Annotated in this window: 22 protein-coding genes and 3 tRNA genes; 3 read left to right on the top strand and 22 right to left on the bottom strand. The window is 68.8% G+C overall.

Annotated features, from left to right (window positions below; translation table 11 throughout):
- Positions 1-4: 4 nt before the first annotated feature.
- From DI005_RS05000 to rplJ, 11 genes are all read right to left on the bottom strand, one after another.
- The gene (locus DI005_RS05000) at positions 5-1,264 is read right to left on the bottom strand and encodes an MCE family protein (protein WP_113641389.1); all 1,260 of its coding nucleotides are present in this window, start codon (positions 1,262-1,264) and stop codon (positions 5-7) included.
- A complete protein-coding gene (locus DI005_RS04995; RefSeq protein WP_112276824.1) occupies positions 1,264-2,472 on the bottom strand; it encodes an MCE family protein in 1,209 nt (402 codons plus the stop codon). The genes DI005_RS05000 and DI005_RS04995 overlap by 1 nt, the downstream gene beginning before the upstream one ends.
- The gene (locus DI005_RS04990) at positions 2,472-3,656 is read right to left on the bottom strand and encodes an MCE family protein (RefSeq protein ID WP_113641397.1); all 1,185 of its coding nucleotides are present in this window, start codon (positions 3,654-3,656) and stop codon (positions 2,472-2,474) included. Before DI005_RS04990 ends, DI005_RS04995 begins: the two co-directional genes overlap by 1 nt.
- Positions 3,653-4,639 (bottom strand): MCE family protein, encoded by a 987-nt coding sequence (locus tag DI005_RS04985; protein WP_112276822.1) that lies wholly within the window; start codon positions 4,637-4,639, stop codon positions 3,653-3,655. The genes DI005_RS04990 and DI005_RS04985 overlap by 4 nt, the downstream gene beginning before the upstream one ends.
- The gene (locus DI005_RS04980) at positions 4,639-5,670 is read right to left on the bottom strand and encodes an MCE family protein (protein WP_112276820.1); all 1,032 of its coding nucleotides are present in this window, start codon (positions 5,668-5,670) and stop codon (positions 4,639-4,641) included. Before DI005_RS04980 ends, DI005_RS04985 begins: the two co-directional genes overlap by 1 nt.
- A 96-nt stretch (positions 5,671-5,766) precedes the next feature.
- The gene (locus DI005_RS04975) at positions 5,767-7,119 is read right to left on the bottom strand and encodes an MCE family protein (RefSeq protein ID WP_113641388.1); all 1,353 of its coding nucleotides are present in this window, start codon (positions 7,117-7,119) and stop codon (positions 5,767-5,769) included.
- Positions 7,116-7,955: an ABC transporter permease gene (locus DI005_RS04970; RefSeq protein ID WP_113641387.1), complete on the bottom strand. Its 840-nt coding sequence runs from the start codon at positions 7,953-7,955 to the stop codon at positions 7,116-7,118. Before DI005_RS04970 ends, DI005_RS04975 begins: the two co-directional genes overlap by 4 nt.
- 3 nt (positions 7,956-7,958) lie before the next feature.
- Positions 7,959-8,753, bottom strand: coding sequence for an ABC transporter permease (locus tag DI005_RS04965; RefSeq protein ID WP_112277101.1), 795 nt, complete (start codon positions 8,751-8,753; stop codon positions 7,959-7,961).
- A gap of 100 nt (positions 8,754-8,853) precedes the next feature.
- Positions 8,854-9,999, bottom strand: coding sequence for an ABC transporter ATP-binding protein (locus DI005_RS04960; RefSeq protein WP_112276816.1), 1,146 nt, complete (start codon positions 9,997-9,999; stop codon positions 8,854-8,856).
- 231 nt (positions 10,000-10,230) lie between these two features.
- Positions 10,231-10,623, bottom strand: a complete 393-nt coding sequence (rplL, locus tag DI005_RS04955; protein WP_112276814.1) for a 50S ribosomal protein L7/L12 — start codon at positions 10,621-10,623, stop codon at positions 10,231-10,233.
- 50 nt (positions 10,624-10,673) lie between these two features.
- Positions 10,674-11,225, bottom strand: coding sequence for a 50S ribosomal protein L10 (gene rplJ, locus DI005_RS04950; protein WP_112276812.1), 552 nt, complete (start codon positions 11,223-11,225; stop codon positions 10,674-10,676).
- Between the two features lie 361 nt (positions 11,226-11,586).
- Between rplJ and DI005_RS04945 the strand changes: the two genes are divergently transcribed.
- Positions 11,587-12,471 (top strand): hypothetical protein, encoded by an 885-nt coding sequence (locus DI005_RS04945; protein ID WP_113641386.1) that lies wholly within the window; start codon positions 11,587-11,589, stop codon positions 12,469-12,471.
- Between the two features lie 66 nt (positions 12,472-12,537).
- Here the strand turns inward: DI005_RS04945 and rplA are convergent, their stop codons facing one another.
- The 5 genes from rplA to DI005_RS04920 form a co-directional block, all read right to left on the bottom strand.
- On the bottom strand, positions 12,538-13,257 hold the full coding sequence (gene rplA, locus DI005_RS04940; RefSeq protein WP_112276808.1) for a 50S ribosomal protein L1: 720 nt from the start codon (positions 13,255-13,257) through the stop codon (positions 12,538-12,540).
- A gap of 79 nt (positions 13,258-13,336) precedes the next feature.
- Positions 13,337-13,771 carry a 50S ribosomal protein L11 gene (gene rplK / locus DI005_RS04935; protein ID WP_110334795.1) on the bottom strand — a complete coding sequence of 145 codons (435 nt, stop codon included), beginning with the start codon at positions 13,769-13,771 and terminating at the stop codon, positions 13,337-13,339.
- 79 nt (positions 13,772-13,850) lie between these two features.
- Complete coding sequence (gene nusG / locus DI005_RS04930) at positions 13,851-14,726, bottom strand: transcription termination/antitermination protein NusG (protein WP_113641385.1); 876 nt, start codon at positions 14,724-14,726, stop codon at positions 13,851-13,853.
- 84 nt (positions 14,727-14,810) lie between these two features.
- A complete protein-coding gene (secE, locus tag DI005_RS04925) occupies positions 14,811-15,245 on the bottom strand; it encodes a preprotein translocase subunit SecE (RefSeq protein WP_112276804.1) in 435 nt (144 codons plus the stop codon).
- A 34-nt stretch (positions 15,246-15,279) separates the two neighbouring features.
- Positions 15,280-15,352, bottom strand: a tRNA-Trp gene (locus tag DI005_RS04920).
- A gap of 182 nt (positions 15,353-15,534) precedes the next feature.
- On the opposite strand from DI005_RS04920, the gene DI005_RS04915 reads away from it, so the two are divergent.
- Both DI005_RS04915 and DI005_RS04910 read left to right on the top strand, forming a co-directional pair.
- Entirely contained in the window at positions 15,535-16,767 is a 1,233-nt protein-coding gene (locus tag DI005_RS04915; protein ID WP_112276802.1) for a pyridoxal phosphate-dependent aminotransferase, read from the top strand.
- Between the two features lie 7 nt (positions 16,768-16,774).
- Positions 16,775-17,623: an SGNH/GDSL hydrolase family protein gene (locus DI005_RS04910; RefSeq protein ID WP_233519999.1), complete on the top strand. Its 849-nt coding sequence runs from the start codon at positions 16,775-16,777 to the stop codon at positions 17,621-17,623.
- Here the strand turns inward: DI005_RS04910 and DI005_RS04905 are convergent.
- The 6 genes from DI005_RS04905 to DI005_RS04880 all read right to left on the bottom strand — a co-directional run bounded on the left by DI005_RS04905 (position 17,613) and on the right by DI005_RS04880 (position 20,456).
- Positions 17,613-18,017, bottom strand: coding sequence for a MaoC family dehydratase (locus DI005_RS04905; protein ID WP_113641384.1), 405 nt, complete (start codon positions 18,015-18,017; stop codon positions 17,613-17,615). The genes DI005_RS04910 and DI005_RS04905 overlap by 11 nt on opposite strands.
- 2 nt (positions 18,018-18,019) lie before the next feature.
- Positions 18,020-18,463 (bottom strand): MaoC family dehydratase N-terminal domain-containing protein, encoded by a 444-nt coding sequence (locus DI005_RS04900; protein WP_112276798.1) that lies wholly within the window; start codon positions 18,461-18,463, stop codon positions 18,020-18,022.
- A 235-nt stretch (positions 18,464-18,698) separates the two neighbouring features.
- Complete coding sequence (locus tag DI005_RS04895) at positions 18,699-19,790, bottom strand: S1 family peptidase (RefSeq protein ID WP_113641383.1); 1,092 nt, start codon at positions 19,788-19,790, stop codon at positions 18,699-18,701.
- Between the two features lie 148 nt (positions 19,791-19,938).
- Positions 19,939-20,103, bottom strand: coding sequence for a 50S ribosomal protein L33 (gene rpmG, locus DI005_RS04890; protein ID WP_110334787.1), 165 nt, complete (start codon positions 20,101-20,103; stop codon positions 19,939-19,941).
- 153 nt (positions 20,104-20,256) lie between these two features.
- Positions 20,257-20,329 (bottom strand) — tRNA-Met (locus DI005_RS04885).
- A gap of 54 nt (positions 20,330-20,383) precedes the next feature.
- Positions 20,384-20,456: transfer RNA gene (locus tag DI005_RS04880), tRNA-Thr, on the bottom strand.
- Positions 20,457-20,512 lie beyond the last annotated feature (56 nt).

Genomic DNA, 20,512 nt, shown 5'->3' with positions numbered 1-20,512 from the left:
TGGATCAGCCCGGCAGGCCGATCAGCTGCCCAAGGCTCGTGATGCTCAAGCCGGGGCTGCCCGCGACGCCGGGGACGCCGCGCAGCGACGCGAGCTCCTCCTCGTCACGGGTGGAGTTGGCCTGCACCTGCTCCTGGCTCGGCGCGACCGGCACGCCGTTGAACGGCGCGTTCTGCGATCCGCGCACGCTGATCGGGCTGCCCGCAGGCTCGGCGCAGTACGCGTCCTCCTTCGGCGCGCGCTCGCTCATGTCGTTGCCGGGCCGGTACTCCTCGGGCGGCAGGTAGCCCTTCGTGCACGACGGCGGGTTGAACAGGTTCAACGCGAGCCCGAGGTGGGCGGTGCCGTCGCCCGGCGCCACGCTGAACGCGCCCGCGGACACCATCGGGTAGGTCACCATCGCCTGCTCGAGCCCGTCGAGCCTGGTCACGAAGATGTTCGACGTGGTCAGCAGGTTCGCCACCAGCGAGCTGAGCCCGGGGCCCGTTTCCGCGAGCACCTCGCTGACCTGAGTGGACACCTGCGGCGTGATGTCGATCAGCCTGCGGATGTCGCCGTCGGAGTTCTTCAGCGTCTCCGACAGCGAGGCCAGGTCGCTGCTGAAGGAACGCATCGACCCGGCCAGGTCGTTCTGCGTGTCGAGCACGATGTTGCCCTGCTCCAGCAGTTGAACGGTCTGCGGGAGGTACTGCTGCGCGACCCTCGTGAAGTCGCGCGTGGTGTCCATCAGCACCTGAAGGTCGTCGCCGGTGCCCCGGAAGGCGTCGTAGGACTCGTCCACCACCGTGCGCAGCGCGTCGGTGGGAACGGACGTGGCGAGGCTGTCCAGGTCGCCGATCACCTTCTCGGTCGGGATCGGCGTCTTGGTGCGTTCGGCCGGGATCACGGCGCCGTCCTCGAGATACGGACCGTGCTCGGTCACCGGCTGCAGGTCCACGTACTGCTCGCCGACCGCCGAGCGGTTGGCGACCAGCGCATGCAGGTCGCGCGGCACCTGCGGGGCGTCCGGCTCGATCTCGAGGTTCGCCTGCAGGCCGGTCTCGGTGAGGCTGAGCTGGCCGACCTTGCCGATGTTGTAGCCGCGGTAGGTCACCTCGGCACCGGTGAAGATGCCGCCCGACTCGTCGAGCTGGAGCCGGACCGTGTAGCCGCCCTCGCCGAAGACCTTCTCGACGTCGGTGAAGCGCACCAGCGCGTACACGATCGCGAGCACCGAGATGATCGCGAATGCGACGAGCTGGATCTTCGTCCTGCGCACGAGCATCAGCCGGCACCCCCTGACAACACGTCGAAGATCCCCTGGACGCCCGTGTTCCGCGGCTGCTGCGGCTGTCCCGTCGGGGCCTGCTGGGTGGCCTGCGGCTGCGAGCCCGGCAGGGGCAGCGGCGGCGGCGCGTTGTCCGGCGTGCCCTGCTGCCCGCTGGTCAGCTGGCCGAGGATCGGGACGTCCTGCAGCGGGTTCTGCCTGCTGCGGCCCATGTTGGCCAGCACCTCGCCGAGGTTGAGGTCGATCTTCGCGTAGAGGTTGAAGTAGTCACCCTTCGCGCCCTCGACGGCCGCGTCGCTGAACGGGTAGGTCAGCAGGATCTCGAGCGCCTTCGGCAGGTCGGAGCCCGCCTCGCCGAGCTTCTGCAGCGTCGGCAGGAGCGCCCGGAGGTTGGCCACCAGGTCCTCCTGGCTGGCGTTGACGGTGTCCACCGCGACGCCGGAGAGGCCCTCCAGCGCCTGGAGCATCGTCACGAGCTGTCCGCGCTGCTGTTCGAGCACCTGCAGGCCGGGGCCGAGGTCCTCGATCGCGCCCGCGATCTGGTCCTTCTGCGCGTTGAGCGTGCCGGAGAGCCGGTTGAGCCCGTCGAGTGCGCGGGTGATGTCGCCCGACTGCGCGTCGAGGGTGCTCACCAGCCGCTCCGCGTTGTGCAGCAGGGCGCGGACGTCGGGCTCGTTGCCCTCAAGGGTGTTGTTGAGCTCCTTGGTGATGACGTTGAGCTGCTCGACCCCGCCGCCGTTGAGCAGCATCGACAGCGCGCCGAGCACCTCCTCGACCTCGACGTTGCGGTTGGTGCGCGACACCGGGATGAGGTCCCCGTCCGCGAGCTTCGCCTGGGCGGGCGCCTCGGGCGGGGTGGTCAGCTCGACGTACTTCTCGCCGAGCAGGCTCGACTGGCGCAGGTTCGCGATGGCGTTGGCGGGCAGCTGGACGTCGCCGTTGACCACCACGGTCACCTCGGCGGTCCAGCCGTCCTCGGCGAGGCCGATGCTCTCCACCTGGCCCACCGGGACCTCGTTGACGCGAACACCCGACTGCGGCACCAGGTCCAGCACGTCGCGGAACTGCACCTTGACGCGGTACGGGTCGTCGCCGAGGTCCGCGCCGCCCGGGAGCGGCACGTCGTAGATGCCCGTGAAACCGCAGCCGGACACGGCGAGCAGCGCCGAGGCGGACACGGCGACCAGGGTCTTCCGGAACCGCATCACTGCCCACCTCCCGAGCTCAGCAGCTGGTCGGTCAGCGGCACCGGCAGCGGCGGCAGCTTGCCCTGGTTCAGCGCGTTCACCGACTGGGCCAGCGACGGCAGCTGGAGTGTGCCGTCGAGCAGCGGCGCCACCTGCCCGCACAGGTCGCCGAGCGCGTCGAGCGCGTCCGGCGTCTGCTTGAGGAAGCCGCAGATCATCGCGATGGGCGGCTGGGTCAGCTCGTTGAGGTTGGCGCGGGCGTCGAGCGTGCCCGACGACGCGTTGTAGGTGTTGGCGAGGTTGCCCAGCGCCAGCGGGGCGATGTCGAGCGTCTCCGCGAGCGCGGCGCGCTGGTCGACGAGCACCCTGGTGACGCTGGCGAGCTTGTCCACGTTGGACTTCACTCGGCCGCGGTTGTCCTCGATGAAGTCCCGCACGGAGTACAGGGTGGTGCTCAGTTGCTGGACCGTGGCGGCCAGGTTGTCCTTCTCCCCCTCCAGGAAGGAGCTGACGTCGGCGAGCTGGGTCTCGAACTGGCGCACCTGGTCGTCGCTGTTCGCGAGCGTCGTAGACAGCTTGGCGAGGTTCTCGACGGTCTTGAACAGGTCACCCGAGTTGCCCGACAACGTGCCAGCGGCCTGGCTGAGCCGGTTGATCGTGTCGTTCAGCGCCTTGCCGTTGCCCTCCATGTTGTCGGAGAGGGTGTTCAGCAGGTCCGACAGCGACCCGTCACGGTTGGCGCCGTTGGGGCCGAGCGACTCCGAAACGCGGCTGAGACTCTCGTTGAGCTCGTCGACCTCCAGCGGCACGGCCGTGCGGTTCATCGGAATGGTGGCGCCCTCCTCCAGCGTGGGCCCGCCGGTGTAGGCGGGGCCGAACTGGACGTAACGGTCGGACACCAGCGACGGCGCGACGATCACGGCCTGCGCGTCGGCGGGGATCGCGACCTCGCGGTCGTAGGTCATCTCGACCTTGACCCGCTCCCCCTGCGGCTCGACCTTGGTGACCTCGCCCATCTCGACGCCGAGCACGCGCACGCTGTTGCCGACGTAGAGGCCGACCGCGCTGGGAAAGTACGCCGTCACGTGCTTCTGGCCGGCGTCCTTCAGGGTCCACCACAGGCCGCCCGCGACCACGAGCCCGAGCACGCACGCGATCGTGATGGCCCGCGCGAGGCTCTGACCGAAGCGGGTGTCACTCATCGCGCGTTGCACCCCTCTTCGTTGAGCGGGCCGACCGAGGGCAGCAGCAGGCCGCAGATGTAGTTGTCGAACCAGCGGCCGTTGCCGATCGTGTTGTTGAAGACCCGGATGAACGGCGCGAACCGGCGGATGCCCTCCGACAGCGACTCCTGGTTGCGCTGCAGCATGCTCGTGAGCTGGTCGAGCTGGGTCAGCACGGGATCGAGTTGCCCCTGGTTGTCGTCCACCAGGCCCTGGAGTTCGGTGGCCAGCGCCTGGCTGCCCTGCAGCAGGGCCGAGATGGCCTGTTCGCGCCTGGTCAGCTCGGCCAGCAGCAGGTTGCCGTCCTCGATGAGCTTCGTCAGCTCGGCGTCGCGGTCGGCGAGGGTCTGGCTGACCTGCCGCGTGTTGGCCAGCAGCGTCGAGAGCTGCTGGTCGCGCGAGGCGATCGTGTTGGACAGCTGTGAGAGCCCGTCGAGCGCGCCACGCACGTCGTCAGGGGTGTCGGCGAAGGTCTCCGAGAGGACGTCGAAGCTCTGCGCGAGCTGCTCGGTGTCGATCTCGTCGACGGTCTGGGACAGCCCACGGAAGGCCTCCAGCACGTCGTAGGGCGCGACCGTCCGCTCCCTCGGGATGGTGTCGCCGGGGTCGAGCGCCCGCTCGCCGACCGGGTCGAGGGCCACGTACTTCTGCCCGAGCAACGTCTTGATCTTGATGGCCGCGCTGGTGCGGTCGCCCAGCCACGCGTCCTTGACCTTGAACGACACGCGCACCCGGTCGCCCGCGAGCTCGACGTCGGTCACCTTGCCGACCTTGACCCCCGCGATGCGGACCTCGTCGTCGGACTGCAGGCCGGCCGCCTCGCTGAACTCGGCGGTGTAGGTGGTGCCGCCGCCGATGATCGGCAGGTCGTCGGAGTTCAGCGCCGCGACCGTGCCCAGCACCATGAGCACGATGCCGACGACGGCGATCGGGATCGGGTTGCGTTTCTGGAAGCTCGTCATCAGCCCATGCACCGTTCCCTGCCGACCGGGGCGATCGGCACCTCGACCGGCTTGCTCATCAGGCCGGGGATCTGCACGCTGCCCTCGGTGGAGCACAGGTAGAAGTTGAACCACGAGCCGTAGTCGGCGGTCGCGGTCATCCTGGTGACCTTCTCGGGCAGGAACCGGATGAAGTGCTCCACGAGCGGCTCACTGTCGTTCAGGTTCTTCGCCAGTACGCCCAGTGCCTCGATGTCCTGCTTCAGCGGCTCTCTCGCCTCGTCGAGCAGGCCCGCCGTGGTGGTGGTGAGTTCGCCGAGCGACTCGATCGCGTCGCCGATCGGCTCGCGGTCGCTGGAGAGGCCGGACACGAACTGCTGGAGCCGCACGATGAGGTCGGACAGCTGGGGCGTGCGTTCGTTGACGGTGGCCAGCACGCTGTTGAGGTTGTCGATCACCTGGCCGATGACCTGGTCCTTCTCGGCGATGGTCGTGGTAAGCGACGCCGTGTGCGCCAGCAGGCTCTCCACGGTGCCGCCCTCGCCCTGCAGAACCTGGATGATCTCGAAGGACAGCTTGTTCACGTCCTCGGGAGCCAGCGCGCGGAAGAGCGGCTTGAAACCGTTGAACAGCTCGTTGAGGTCGAGGGCGGGCCTCGTGCGCTCGACCGGGATGTTCCCGCCGGGTTCGAGCTGTCCCGCGGGCTGGCCAGTGCCCTGGTCGAGCGAGACGTAACGCTGGCCGACGAGGTTGCGGAACTTGATCGTGGCGGTGACCCCGGCAGGCAACCTGCGGCCCGAGTCCACCTCGAACTCCACCTCGGCCTGCCTGCGATCGACGATCCGCACATCGCTCACCTGGCCGACGCGTACACCCGCGATCCGCACGTCGTCGCCGGGCAGCAACATCGCGGCGTCGGTGAACCGGGCCGTGTAGGCGTTGGTCTTGGTCAGGTTCACGTTGGCGATGCTGATGCCGAGGATCGCGGTGAACACGACGGTGACCACGATGAAGATCGTCAGCTTGGTGAGCGGAGCTGCCAAACCCCTCATGCCCGGCCCCCCGTCTGAACGCGCGACCGCGAACGTGCCTTCGGCGAGAGCGCGTTCGTGGCACTCAGCTCAGGCGACGGGGCACATCCACCCTTTCTATTCACGCACGTTCACCTCCGCTCCCCGATACAGCGGTCCGACCAGCAGCGCGCCCCAGCCGGGCACGTCGGCGGCGTCCATGCCCACCTGCGGGCCGAGGAGCTGCGACAGGAGCGCGTACTCGGCCGGGGTGTTGGCGGGGTTGCCGCCCGCCGTGGTGCCGCTGCCGTTGTAGCCGCCCGCGTTGGCCGCGTTGTTCGCCGGGTTCAGCCCATCGTTCTGCGAACGCGCGGGCTCCGGCGGCTCGCTGCCGTCCTTGACGGGGCCGTCCGGCGGGTACTGCGGGAAGGGGTCCGGGTACTCGTCCATGGCGTAGCAGCGCGGACCGCGCTTGTCCGCGTACTCCGGCTCGTCCTGGCCGGGGATGTAGGGCCCGCGGTTGGTGGTGATCTCGATCGTCGCGTGCAGGCCGGGCCTGTCGGTGCCCTTGCCGAACGCCTCGTCGATGCGCGGCAGCAGATCGGCCATCTGCCCGATGAAGCAGGGGTACTCGGGCGAGTACTTCGCGAGCAGCTCGGCGGTGGGTCTCGCCGTCTCGCCGAGGCTGACGATGTTGGCCGAGTTGGCTTCGAGGAACGACCGCAGGTCGGTGGACGCCGTGGTGAGGTTGCCGTAGAGCGTCTGCAGGTTCTGCCGCTGCTCCACCACGGTGCGGCTCGTGGTCCTGAGGTTGTCGAGGGTGCGCACCAGGTCCGGGGCGGCGACCGACAGGTTGTCGGAGAACTCCGCCAGCTCACGCAGGTTCTGCTGCAGCGCAGGCAGGTGCGGGTTCAGCTCGCCGACGTACGCGCCGAGCTCGGAAAGCGTCGCGCCCAGCTCGTCACCCCGGCCCTGCAGTGCCGTGGAGATGGCGGTGAGCGTGCTGGAGAGCTTCTGCGGCTGGACGGCCTGCAGCACCGGCATCAGGTTTTCGAGCGCCTGTTCCAGCTCGATCGCGCTGGACGTGCGGTCCTGCGGGATCACGTCACCATCGCGCAGGGCCTGCGGCGAGGCCTGCTCAGGGATCTCCAGTGACACGAACCGCTCGCCGAACAACGTCTTCGGCAGGAACCGGGCGGACACGTTGCTCGGCACGAGCGGCGCCTGCCCGGGATCGAGGTGCAGGGTCAGCTTCGACCCGGTCTCGGTCGGCGAGATGTCCGCGACGCTGCCGACGATCAGCCCGCGCACCTTCACGTCGGAGTTCTCGGTGAGCTGGTTGCCGATCGTGTCGGCCTCGAGCGTGACGCTGACGAACTTCGAGAAGCTCTTGTTGTACAACGCGATGCTCAGGTACACGCCGCCCACGAGCACCACGATGAGCAGCAGGCCCAGCAGCCTGCGGCGCAGTGTGACCATCGCCTGGCTCATCCCGCGATCCTCACCGTCGTGTCGGTGCCCCAGATTGCGAAGCCGATGAAGAAGTTGACCACGGCCACCGTCACGATCGACAGCCGCACCGCGCGACCGACGGCGACGCCGACGCCCGCGGGACCACCGGAGGCCCGGTAGCCGTAGTAGCAGTGCGTCAGGATGATCAGCACACTGAAGATCAGCACTTTGAGGAACGAGTAGAAGACGTCCTGCGGTGGCAGGAACATGTCGAAGTAGTGGTCGTAGGTCCCCGCCGACTGGTCGTAGATGTAGATGACCACCAGCCGCGAGGCGAGGTAGGAGCTGAGCAGGCCGATCACGTACAGCGGGATCACCGCGACGAACCCGGCGATGATCCGCGTGGTCACCAGGTACGGCAGGCTCGGCACGCCCATCACGTCGAGCGCGTCGATCTCCTCGGAGATCCGCATCGCGCCGAGCTGAGCGGTGAACCCGGCGCCGACGGTCGCCGACAGCGCGAGCCCGGCCACCAGCGGCGCGATCTCACGGGTGTTGAAGAACGACGTGAGGAAGCCGGTGAACGCCGAGGTGCCGATGGAGTTGAGCGCCGAGAATCCCTGCAGACCCACGAGCACACCGGTGAACAGCGTGAGGCCGACCATGACGCCGACTGTGCCGCCGATGACGGCCAGCGATCCCGAGCCGAAACTGACCTCGGCGAGCAGGCGCAGGACCTCCTTGGTGTAGCGCCGGATCGTTCGCGGTGCCCACGCGAGCGCGCGCAGGTAGAACGACATCTGGTCGCCGAGGACGTCGAGCGTCTCGAGTGGACGGTTCGCGAGCTTCTTCGCGTTCTGGGAGAACGTGGCCATCGTCTAGTCCAACTTCGCAGGAACGACCTGCAGGTAGATCAGCGTGATCACGAAGTTGACCACGAACAACAACAGGAACGTGATGACGACGGACTGGTTGACCGCGTCGCCGACGCCCTTCGGTCCCGGTGGCGGATTCAGCCCCCGGTAGGCGGCCACGACCGCGGCGATGAAGCCGAATATCAGGGCCTTCAGCTCACCGACCCACAGGTCGGGCAGCTGCGCCAGCGCGGAGAAGCTCGCCAGGTAGGCCCCCGGCGTGCCGTCCTGGAGCACGACATTGAAGAAGTAGCCGCCGAGCACACCGATGACGCTGACCATGCCGTTGAGCAGCACCGCGACGAGCATGCACGCGAGCACTCTCGGCACGATGAGCCGCTGCACGGCCGAGACGCCGAGCACCTCCATCGCGTCGATCTCCTCGCGGATCGTGCGCGCGCCGATGTCGGCGCAGATCGCCGAGCCGCCCGCGCCCGCCACGAGCAACGCGGTGACCAGCGGGCTCGCCTGCTGCACCGTGGCGAGCACGCTGCCCGCACCCGTGTAGGACTGCGCGCCGAGCTGCCGGGCCAGCGAGCCGAACTGCAGGGAGATGACAGCGCCGAACGGGATAGCGACCAACGCCGTCGGCAGGATCGTGACGCTGGCGATGAACCAGGACTGCTGGATGAACTCCCGCAACTGGAACGGCCGCTGGAAGATGCCACGTAGGACGTCGAGCCCGAGCGCGAAGAGCTTCCCGGTTTCCCGCAGCATCCCCATGCCGGGAACCCTGGCCGTGGAGGCCCGAGAGCTCATGAACATCCTCGCCGTGCTCGTTCCTCGCGGGCCGAGACCGTCCATGAGGCACGACCGCGCTGTGTCATCTGGAGCGATTCCTCGCTGCGCTCGCCACCGCTCATGGACGTCCCTGCTGCGGGTAGGGAGGTGGAAGGCGGTCGGTGTCGGTCACCGGTCTCGGCTCCCGCCAGCCGGATCCGGGCAGGGCGGCGACGTCCTCGGTGGGCAACTGGCCCCGCTGCGAGGTGATGCCGTGGTGGGGCTGGACGCCGTAGTGCCGCTGCTCCTCGGGGCTCAGCGACTCGATGATCCCCTCCTGCGCGGCCGGCGGCAGCGTGTGCAGGATCCGCATCACGCGGTCCTTGCGGCGGCGCGCGCCTCCCCGCTCCGGCACCCCGGGGGTCGGCTGCATCTGCTCGGGGATCCCGGTCACGTCCTCGACGCCGCCCGCGTGGTGGCCGGCCTCGAACATGGCCTTCTCAGCGGCCATCGTGGCGGAGTCCTTCTCCTCGCTCATGCCGATCGGGCCGTCCATCCGACCGTTGAGGAACTGCTTGACGACCGGCTCATCGCTGGTCAGCAGCACCTCGCGCGGCCCGAACATCACCAGCTCCTTGCGGAAGAGCATGCCCAGGTTGTCCGGCACGGTTCGGGCGAGGTTGATGTTGTGCGTGACGATCAGGAACGTCGCGTCGATCTGCGCGTTCACGTCGAGGAACAGCTGGCTGATGTAGGTGGTGCGGACCGGGTCCAGACCGGAGTCCGGCTCGTCGACGAGGATGATCTCGGGGTCCAGCACGAGCGCGCGCGACAGACCTGCCCGCTTGCGCATACCACCGGAGATCTCGCCGGGAAGCTTTTTCTCCGCGCCGGAGAGACCGGTCATCTCCAGCTTCTCCAGCACGATCCGCCGGATCTCGGTCTCCGACTTCTTCGTGTGCTCCCGCAGGGGGAACGCCACGTTGTCGTAGAGGTTCATCGACCCGAACAGCGCGCCGTCCTGGAACAGCACACCGAACAGCTTGCGCACGTCGTAGAGCTTGCGCTCGGAACACGTGACCACGTCGACGCCGTTGATCACGCACTTGCCGCGGTCCGGTTTGAGCAGGCCGATCATGGACTTGAGGAAGACCGACTTACCGGTGCCGGAGGGGCCCAGCATCACCGACACCTCGCCCGGCGGCAGTGTCAGCGTCACGTCACGCCAGATGGTCTGCTTGCCGAAGGACTTCGTCAAGCCCTCGATGACCACCTCGACACCCATCGCACCTCCCGGAGCCCATTCGCGGCAGCACGCCCCGAAGCTTGCGTCACCCACATGCAACGAGCCGGGCGCGCACAGGTTACTCACCAGTTCTGATCAGCGGAACGCGGCCGCGACCGTCAAAGGTGGGAGCAAGGTAACGCACCGAGGTACCGGATGCACGAAAAGGGCGGGCATCCCGTGATCGGATACCCGCCCTTCGCGGTGCTCTGTGCAGCCAGGTCTACCAGGTCACTTGACGGAGACCTTGGCGCCGGCGGCCTCGAGCTTCTCCTTGGCGGCGTCGGCGGCGTCCTTGTCGACCTTCTCGAGGATCGGCTTCGGGGCGCCCTCGACGAGCTCCTTGGCCTCCTTCAGGCCAAGGCCCGAGACGACCTCGCGGACGACCTTGATGACCTGGATCTTCTTGTCGCCGGCGCCCTCGAGGATGACGTCGAACTCGTCCTTCTCCTCCTCGGCCGGGGCGGCAGCGCCCGCGGCACCCGGGGCGGCGGCCACGACGGCGGCCGGGGCGGCCGCGGTGACGTCGAAGGTCTCCTCGAACTGCTTCACGAACTCCGAGAGCTCCAGGAGCGTCAGCTCCTTGAAAGCGTCGAGCAGTTCCTCGGTGCTCAGCTTCGCCATGATGGCGTTCCTTCCTTGTTACGACTCGCTGGTCGGGGGTGGTGTTTCGGTCAGCTCTCGGCAGTGTCGGCAGCGCCGTCGCCGGACTCGGACTTGCGCTTCTCCTCGAGCGCGGCGGCCAGGCGGGCGACCTGGGACGCCGGCGCCTGGAACAGCGCGGCGGCCTGGGACAGCTTCGCCTTGAACGCGCCCGCCGCCTTGGCGAGGAGCACCTCACGGCTCTCGAGGTCGGCGATCCGCTCGATCTCGGAAACCGTGAGCGGGCGGCCATCCATGTAGCCGCCCTTGATGACGAGGGCGCTGTGGTCCTTCGCGAAGTTCTTCAGCGCCTTCGCGGCCTCGACCGGCTCGCCCTCGATGAAGGCGATCGCGGTCGGACCCACGAAGAGATCGTTGAGGCCCTCGATGCCAGCGTCCTCAGCGGCACGCTTGACGAGGGTGTTCTTCGCGACCCGGTACTTGGCGGTGTCGCCGAGAGCGCGGCGCAGCTCACTGAGCTGGGACACGGAGAGGCCGGTGTACTCGGTGACAACGGTTGCCGAGCTGTTGCGGAACTTGTCCGCGATCTCGGCGACGGCCGCCACCTTGTCGGGCTTCGCCATGGTCGCCTCCTCTCTTGGCTGGTGACCACTGGCTGCGCCCGGACCCCCAACACGACAAACGCCCCGGCGCAGCAGGCGCGGGGCGTCGATACACACTGAGTCAGTGTGGCGATCCTCGTCCTCCTGCGCGGGCCGCCCGCCGTACTGCGGACCTTCGTTCCCCGGGCGCGGTGCCCGGAGAAGACCAGCGGTCTTCGGTAGAACCGCTGACCAGCATACGTGACCCGCGGAGCCCCCTCACCGCCGCCCCTCCCGCCAGCCGCAGTGAAGGCCACCTTCACTGCGTTGAACGCTGTGAAGGTGGCCTTCACTGCGGCCGGCCGGGCGACCTGGAGCCACATACCGTGCGCGAGCGGGCATCATGGGTCACGTGGTTGAGCAGCGACCTGACGGACAGCCCGGGCCCGAGCAGGGACCGGCGTCCGAGCACGCGCCCGGATCGGACATCCAACCCGCCCGGCAGGCGCAACCCGCCCAGTCGCCGCCTCCCGATCTCGACCAGGAGCAGCTGCGCCAGTTCCAGCAGTTCCAGCAGTTCCAGGACTTCCTGAGGTTCCAGGAGGCGCAGCGACAGGGCGGAGCCGAGGTCGTACCCGGCCAGCAGCCGCAGTACCACCCCGCGCCCGCGGCGACCCAGCAGCTCATCCACCAGCCGCCCGCTCCCCCGCGCCGCAGGGTGCCCGGCTGGCTGCGGTGGCTCGGCAAGAAGATCCTCGGCTGGCTGATCTTCTTCCTGCTCCTCGCGCTGGCCCTGACCTGGGCCTACAACTACTTCTTCGGCTCCGACGAGGGGGACAGCACCAAGTCGGCTGCCCAGATGGGCGGTGGGAAGTACCACACCAACGAGCTGCTCTCCGACGAGCCGTACGAGGCCGTGCGCCAGGTCTACGACGCCATCGCGCAGGTCGACCCGAACACCAACGAACCGCTCGTCGCCGAGGCGTGCGGCCGCTTCTCCCAGGAGACGCAGCAGCAGTTCGCCGACCACCTCGGCTACCGCGACTGCAGGCAGGCCGTGCTGGCGCTCAACAAGAAGGTCACCCACGTCAACGACTACGCCGAGTCGGTCTACCCGCAGCCCTACGACCCGGGCATCGCGAGCATCCGGATCGACTCGTGCGTGTTCGACATCGAGGGCGGCCCCGCGCTCGGGACGTTCGTCGTGACCAAACAGGACTACGCGAACCAGTGGCTCATCACCGGCCACGAACGCGGCCCCGTGAACTGCCCCAGCCCCAGCAACTAGCACACAGCGAAAGGGGCGGTCACCCGTTCGTTCCGGGTGACCGCCCCCTTCGTCGCTCCTGGAGCCCTACGCGTTCGCGTCCTCGGCGAGGAGGTCACGCGTGCGCGCCGGGTCGACCGGGATGCCCGGGCCCATCGTGGTGCTGAACGTGACCTTCTTGAGGTAGCGGCCCTTCGCGGCGGAGGGCTTCGACCGCAGCACCTCGTCGAGCGCGGCGGCGTAGTTCTCCACCAGCTTGTCGGCGTCGAACGAGGCCTTGCCGATCACCATGTGCAGGTTGGCCTGCTTGTCGACGCGGAAGCTGACCTTGCCGCCCTTGATGTCGGCGACGGCCTTGCCGACCGCAGGGGTCACGGTGCCGGTCTTGGGGTTCGGCATCAGGCCACGCGGGCCGAGGATGCGGGCCACCCGGCCGACCTTCGCCATCTGGTCCGGTGTCGCGATCGCGGCATCGAAGTCGAGCCAGCCACCCTGGATGCGCTCGATCAAGTCGTCGGAGCCGACCGCGTCAGCACCGGCGGCCTCGGCCTCAGCGGCCTTGTCGCCGATGGCGAAAACGATGACGCGGACGGTCTTACCCGTTCCGTGCGGCAGGTTCACGGTGCCGCGGACCATCTGGTCGGCCTTGCGGGGGTCGACGCCGAGTCGCATGGCGACCTCGACGGTGGCGTCCATCTTGACCTTGGAGGTCTCCTTGGCGAGCCGAGCGGCCTCGAGCGGCGCGTACAGCCTGCTCTTGTCGATCAGCTCGGAGGCCTGACGGTAGGCCTTGCTGCGCTTGGTCATGCTCTGTCCTTCGAATCTGTGAGTGGATCAGTCGTGGTACGGGCCAGCGCCTGGCCCTTCCACACGGGAGCGCTGTGGCTCAGTCGACGACCGTGAGGCCCATCGACCGGGCGGTGCCGGCGATGATCTTGGCGGCCTGGTCGGTGTCGTGGGCGTTGAGGTCGCTCTTCTTCGTCTCGGCGATCTCGCGCACCTGGGCCATGGTCACCTTGCCGACCTTGGTCTTGTGCGGCTCGCCGCTGCCCTTCTCGATCCCGGCGGCCTTCAGCAGCAGCTTCGCGGCCGGCGGGGTCTTGAGCTTGAAGTCGAACGAGCGGTCCTCGTACACGGAGATCTCGACCGGCACGACGTTGCCGCGCTGCGACTCGGTGGCCGCGTTGTAGGCCTTGCAGAACTCCATGATGTTGACGCCGTGCTGGCCCAGCGCGGGACCAACGGGCGGAGCCGGGTTCGCGGCACCCGCCTGGATCTGCAGCTTGATGATCGCTGCAAGCTTCTTCTTCTTGGGTGGCATTCCTGTTTCCTGTTCAGCGTTTCTCTCCCCACGCACCTGCCGTGGCGCGGGGACCTTCCGGCCGCCAGGTAGGCGACCGTCAGATCTTGGAGACCTGGTTGAACGACAGCTCGACCGGCGTCTCCCGGCCGAAGATCGAAACCAGGACCTTCAGCTTCTGGGCGTCCGCGTTGACCTCGCTGATCGTCGCGGGCAGCGTCGCGAACGGGCCGTCCATGACGGTGACCGACTCGCCGACCTCGAAGTCGACCTCGACCGAACGGGCGGCCGAAGGGGCCTCGGCCGCGGCGGCCTCGCCCTTGCCCGCCTTCGCGGGGGCGGCCTTCTCGGCCTGCGGCGCGAGGAACTTCAGCACGTCGTCCAGCGTAAGCGGCGACGGGCGCGACGTGGCGCCCACGAAGCCCGTGACGCCGGGGGTGTTGCGCACCGCACTCCACGAGGCGTCGTTGAGCTCCATCCGGACCAGGATGTAGCCGGGCAGCACCTTCCGCTGGACCTGCTTGCGCTGGCCGTTCTTGATCTCGGTGACCTCTTCGGTCGGCACCTCGATCTGGAAGATGAAGTCCTCGACGTCGAGCGTCTGTCGCCGGGTCTCGAGGTTGTTCTTGACCTTGTTCTCGTAGCCGGCGTAGGAGTGCACCACGTACCACTCGCCGGGCAGCGACCGGAGCTCGGCGCGGAGCTTCTCGACCGGGTCCTCGTCCTCTTCGGGCGCGTCGGCGGCTTCGGTCTGCTCCGCGACGGCGGAGTCGGCCGCGTCGTCGGTGTCGTCGGTGTCGTCGGTGCTGTCCGCGGCGGCATCGGCGGCGTCGGCCTCCGTGTTCTCGGCGGCCTCGACCGGCGTCGCGTCGGCCTCGGTGGGGTCCGAGTCCGCCTCACCGGTGGCCGCGAGCACCTGCTCGTCGGAAAGGCCGGTCAGGTCCTGACCGGCTCCTGAGCCGTTCTCGGAGGTCACTTTCCGTCCTCTCAGTTGATCGCGTGTGGTGGTCGCGGGTGTCGCGTGCGACCCCGGGGCCACTCGCCAGGCCTGGTAGGCCGCTCAGTTGCCGAATACGAAATCCACGCCCTTGAGGAAGACGAAGTCGAGTCCGTACACCAGCGCAATCATGAACGCCACGAACACCAACACCACACTGGTGTAGGTGACCATCTGCTTGCGCGTCGGCCAGATAACCTTGCGCAGCTCCGCCCAGACCTCACGGATGAACCGCACGAGCCGCGAGACCAGTGAGCCCCGCTTGCCGTCCTTGCGGTCACGCCTCGGCGTCGGCCGGTCCTTGCCGGCTGGCTTGACGGGCTTGTCCGAAGTCTTCCCCTTCGGAGCGGGACGCTTCTTCGCCTCGGCGCTCTCGGCCTCGGAGCCCGTGCCGGCAGGGCGCGCGGAGGCGCGGCGCTCACGCCGAGCCGCGGCGGTGACCGGACGGGACGAGCGCTTCGACGCCCGGTCCTTGTCCTTCTCCCCGTCCTCGCTCACGAGCTACTCCTCCGCTCCACCTGACACGTCAACGCAGGGGTGACAGGACTTGAACCTGCAACCTGCGGTTTTGGAGACCGCTGCTCTGCCATTTGAGCTACACCCCTTCGAGCGGCGATACCGCTCGCGCGGACGCACTCAACCCACCCCGCTGCGCTCGCAGGGCCGAGTGTCGGGCGTTCCAAGTTCGGAAGTCTACGGCAAGCCCGGAAGCCCCTCGCAACCGCGCCCGGTTGTGGGCTCCGGGGCGGCTGTCCACCGGCCGCGACGCGCGTGAAAAAATGTCGGCATGGCCACACCTGCAAGCACTGTCACCAGCCCTCGTTCCCGCGTATCCGCAAGGATCGCGGGCATCACGCCGTCCGCGACGCTCGCCGTCGACGCGAAGGCGAAGGCACTCAAGGCGGAGGGTCGCCCGGTGATCGGCTTCGGCGCCGGCCAGCCCGACTTCCCCACCCCCGACTACATCGTCGAGGCCGCAGCTGCCGCGGTGCACGAGCGCGCCAACCACGGCTACACCGCCGCGGGCGGGCTGCCCGAGCTGCGCGAGGCGCTCGCCGCCAAGACGCTGCGCGACTCCGCGTTCGAGTGCGACGCCTCGCAGATCCTCGTGACCAACGGCGGCAAGCAGGCTGTTTATTCCGCGTTCGCCACGTTGCTCGACCCGGGCGACGAGGTGCTGCTGCTCGCCCCGTACTGGACCACCTATCCGGAGTCGATCACCCTCGCGGGTGGCGTGCCGGTGCAGGTGACCGCCGACGAGTCCACCGGCTACCTCGTGACCGTCGAACAGCTCGAGGCGGCCCGCACCGACAAGACGAAGGTGCTGCTGTTCAACTCGCCGTCCAACCCGACCGGCGCGGTCTACCCGCGTGAGCAGGTCGAGGCGATCGGCCGCTGGGCCCTCGAGCACGGCATCTGGGTGGTCACCGACGAGATCTACGAGCACCTGGTCTACGACGGGGTCACCGCCGCGTCGATGCCGGCCGTGGTGCCCGAGCTGGCCGACCAGACGCTGATCCTCAACGGCGTCGCCAAGACCTACTCGATGACCGGCTGGCGGGTCGGCTGGATCATCGGCCCGCAGGACGTGATCAAGGCGGCGTCGAGCTTCCAGTCGCACCTGTGCGGCAACGTCGCCAACGTCTCGCAGCGCGCCGCGCTCGCCGCCGTGTCCGGGCCGCTGGACGCCGTGTACGAGATGCGCAAGGCGTTCGACGTGCGCCGCAAGCGGATCGTCTCGCTGCTCTCGGACATCCCCGGGGTGGAATGCCCGACGCCGGAGGGCGCGTTCTACGCCTACCCGTCGGTGAAGGCGCTGCTGGGCAAGGAGATCCGCGGCCAGCGCCCGGAGAACACGGTCGAGCTCGCCGACCTGATCCTGCGCGAGGTCGAGGTCGCCGTGGTGCCCGGCGAGGCGTTCGGCACCCCCGGCTACTTCCGGTTCTCGTACGCGCTCGCCGAGGCCGACCTCGTCGAGGGCGTCAACCGCGTCGGCTCGCTGCTCTCCGAGGCGAAGTAGGCACACCGTGCGCAGGGCGCTGGCGACCGCGCTGCTCGCCGTGGTCGTCAGCGCATGCGCACCGGGTCCGGACGCCGTCGACGAGACCGCGCCGCACGCCGGGCACTACGTCGCGCTCGGCGACTCCTACGTCTCCGGTCCGGGCACCGGCACGCCCACGGGTGTGCCGAGCGGGTGCGGGCGCTCGGACAACAACTACCCGCGCCTGATCGCCGCCGCGCTGGGCGTGGAGAAGCTCTCCGACGTCAGTTGCGGCGGTGCGCGCACCGAGCACCTGACCGCCCCGCAGCCGACCCCGCAGGGCACCAACCCGCCGCAGCTCGACGCGCTGAGACCAGGTACAAGCCTGGTGACGCTGGGTATCGGCGGCAACGACGTGAACCTCATCGAGCGCGCGGCCGAGTGCGCGCGCGGCTCCTCGTGCCTGGACCTGAACGCCGCCGGGGTGCCGGAATGGCTGGCCTCGGTGCTCGCGGAGGTCGGCATACGCGTCGGCTCGGCGCTGGCCGAGATCGCCAGGCGGGCACCGTCGGCCAGGGTGATCGTGGTGGGCTACCCGACGATCCTGCCCACCGACGCCGGCGAGTGCGCCCTCGAGTACCCCGAGTCCGTCGACCGGCTCCCTTCGCTGCGGCGGGGCCTGGAGGCCCTCAACGCGATGCTCGCCGAACAGGCGGCGAAGCACGGCGCCGAGTACGCCGACACGGTGACGCCCACCAGGGGCCACGGCGTGTGCGCGCCGCCGGAGTCCCGCTGGGTGGAGGGCCTTGAGTCGGTGACCGGCGCACACCCGCTGCACCCGACGGCGCGCGGCGAACGGGCGCTCGCCGACGCCGTGCTCGGCGTCATCCGCTGACGCGCACCACGGCCTGCGCCTTGCCCAACACGGTCTTGCCGTCGAACTTCGCCGTGATGTCGACGCGGGCGGTGCCGTCCTCGCGGACCTCGCCGACCTTGCCGGTGAACTCCACGAGCGCACCCTCGGCGTCGTCGGGCACCACGACGGGCCTGGTGAACCGCACGCCGTACTCGACGACGCGGCCGGGGTCGCCCACCCAGTCGGTGACCATGCGGGCGCCGAGCGCCATCGTCAGCATCCCGTGCGCGATCACATCCGGTAGGCCGACCTCCTTGGCGAAGCGCTCGTTCCAGTGGATCGGGTTGAAGTCCAGCGACGCGCCCGCGTAGCGCACCAGCTGGTCCCTGGTGACGTGCACGGAAAGGCCGGGCAGCTCGGCTCCGACGTTCATGCTCATTCCCCCCTTACCACGAGCTGGGCGTGCGTGGTGCAGACCGGCTCACCTTCGACAGTCTCGATGTCGGCGTGGACGCTCAGGAAGTCGTTGCCCGCGCGGACGAAGATGTCGTCGATGTGCGTGGTCAGCCGCAGCTCGTCGCCCGCTCGCACCGGGCGGTGGTGGATGAACCGCTGGTCGCCGTGGACCATGCGCGAGTAGTCGAGGCCGAGCTCGGGGTCGGCGACGATCGCGTTGATCGAGGCGAGGTTGATGATCGTCAGGAACGTGGGCGGCGCGATGACGTCGGGATAGCCCGCCGCCTCGGCCGCGGCCGGGTCGCGGTACAGGGGGCTGTCGTCACCGATCGCGTCGGCGAACTCGGCGATCTTCGCCCGGCTGACCTCGTAGGTGCTGGTTGGCGGGTACGTCCGGCCGATGAAAGAGGGATCCAGGGGCACCCGTGCAGGTTACCGGGGGCCGTGCGGGCCCTGGCCCGCCCTCACGGCCCCCGGTGTCCGCGTCCGCTGTCGCTAGTGCCCCCGCCGGAAGTTCGCCACATAATTCGGCGGCCCAGCTTCCCTCCGGCTGCGGTGCCGGTCCGCCCAAGTACGGCCCAGTACGAGGACGAACCGGCGCCTTGCCAGCGGAAACCTGGATCCACCGACTCAGGCAACAGACTTCCGGCGGAGGGCACTAGTTCAGCGCCACGCCGTAGGCGTTCAGGGCCTCGACGACGGGCTGGAAGAACGAGCTTCCGCCGCCCATGCCCGAGGTGATGCCGAGCCCGACGCTGCCCGCGAACATGCAGCCGCCGGAGTCACCCGAGTTCACCGCGGCCGAGGTCTGCACCAGCTGGTGGACCGAGCCCTCGGCGTAGTTCACGGTCACGTCCACTGCCTGCACGGTGCCGCAGGTCAGGTTGGTCGTGGAGCCGCTCTTGCAGATCTCCTGGCCGACGGTGGCGTCGGCGGCCGAGGTGATGGGCTGCGTGGAGCCGTCCCACAGGGTGACCTCGCCGGGGGCGCTGCCGGTGGTGTTCTCGATCAGGCCGTAGTCGTTCTCGGGGAAGCTTGCGTCCACCGAAGGGCCGACGTTCCACTCGGCGACGGCGCCCGTGCAGTGGCCGGCGTCGACGATGTAGTTCTGGCCGTCGCGGTTGGTGTTGAAGCCGGCCGAGCAGCGGCTGCCGCCCCCGGTGATGGCCTCGCCGTTGTAGATGGCCTTGTGCATGCCGCCCGCGACGTGCTCGACGCGCACGGCACCGCCGAGGCCCTCGGCGGCCGAGACGAGCTCGGCGGCCGCGCTGTCGTCCGCCGCGTCGGCGACGGTCAGCACGAGCTGGTTGGCGGTCGGGTCGAGCCCCAGGGAGGTGTGCGCGACGGTGGGCAGGGCATCGAGGGTGCCGCGCGCCTCGGCGAGCTCGGCGGCCGAGCGGGTGACGACCTTGGCGACCGCGCCCACCTGCTCCACCTTCGCGGCGGCGACGTCGCTCGTGACGTTGACGACCGGGCGGCCTTCCGCGTCCAGGTAGCTCCCGGCCTGCTGTGCGCCGAGCGCGGAGGTGATCTCGCTGATGGTCTCGGCGCCGGCCTGCTGCGCCTGGAGTAGCCGCTCGGCGGCGGCATCGGTGATGCCCCGTTCGGAGGTGATGCTGGCGATGGCCGCACCGGCCACGTCGCTCGAGTAGCCCCCGACACTCGCCGCGGACGCCACCGAGGGGGCCAGGAGACCCAGCGTGAAGGCGCTGGCTGCCAGGGTGATCGCGGTTCTGGACCTGGTGTTCATACCGGTTCTCACTTTCGCAGGGTTGTCACCCGGTAGAGTGAGTCCGGTCACCCGTGAACCGCTAGCGTCTTTCGTTGGCTTCTTTCCAACCAGCTGGACACACAACAAGGCCGCCCCCAGATCGGGGGCGGCCTTGTTGATCAGGAGCTCAGCGGGTCTCCTTGTGGTTGCGGTGCGTGCCGCAGTTCGGGCAGAACTTCTTCATCTCCAGGCGATCCGGATCGTTACGCCGGTTCTTCCTGGTGATGTAGTTGCGGTGCTTGCACTCCTCGCACGCCAGCGTGATCTTCGGTCGCACGTCGGTGGCAGCCACTTCGGCTCCTCTACTAGCTACTCGTACCCACCATTCCGGGGGGTCCGGGGGGCGGAGCCCCTCCGGGCGGGGGTTTGGGGGGTCGCACCCCCCAAGGTAATGGCGGAGCCAGACCGGTTTGCGCTCTCCGCAAACACAGCCCGCCCACTGGCGTAGCGGTGGCCGGACTTGAACCGGCGACACAGCGATTATGAGCCGCTTGCTCTACCGACTGAGCTACACCGCCTCACACGATCTTGGCCGCGATACACCAGCTTACGCATCGCGGCCCAGATCTCCGAGCCCCTTTACGGAATCGAACCGTAGACCTTCTCCTTACCATGGAGACGCTCTGCCGACTGAGCTAAAGGGGCGTGCTCAACGAGCCTCGAAAAGAGTACCTGAGGCCCCGATCGGCCGGGAAACCGGG

Source organism: Prauserella sp. PE36 (assembly GCF_003311655.1).
Lineage (GTDB): Bacteria > Actinomycetota > Actinomycetes > Mycobacteriales > Pseudonocardiaceae > Prauserella_A > Prauserella_A endophytica.
The sequence above is the reverse complement of the archived record's forward strand: the minus strand, read 5'-3'. Positions and strand labels throughout refer to the sequence as shown.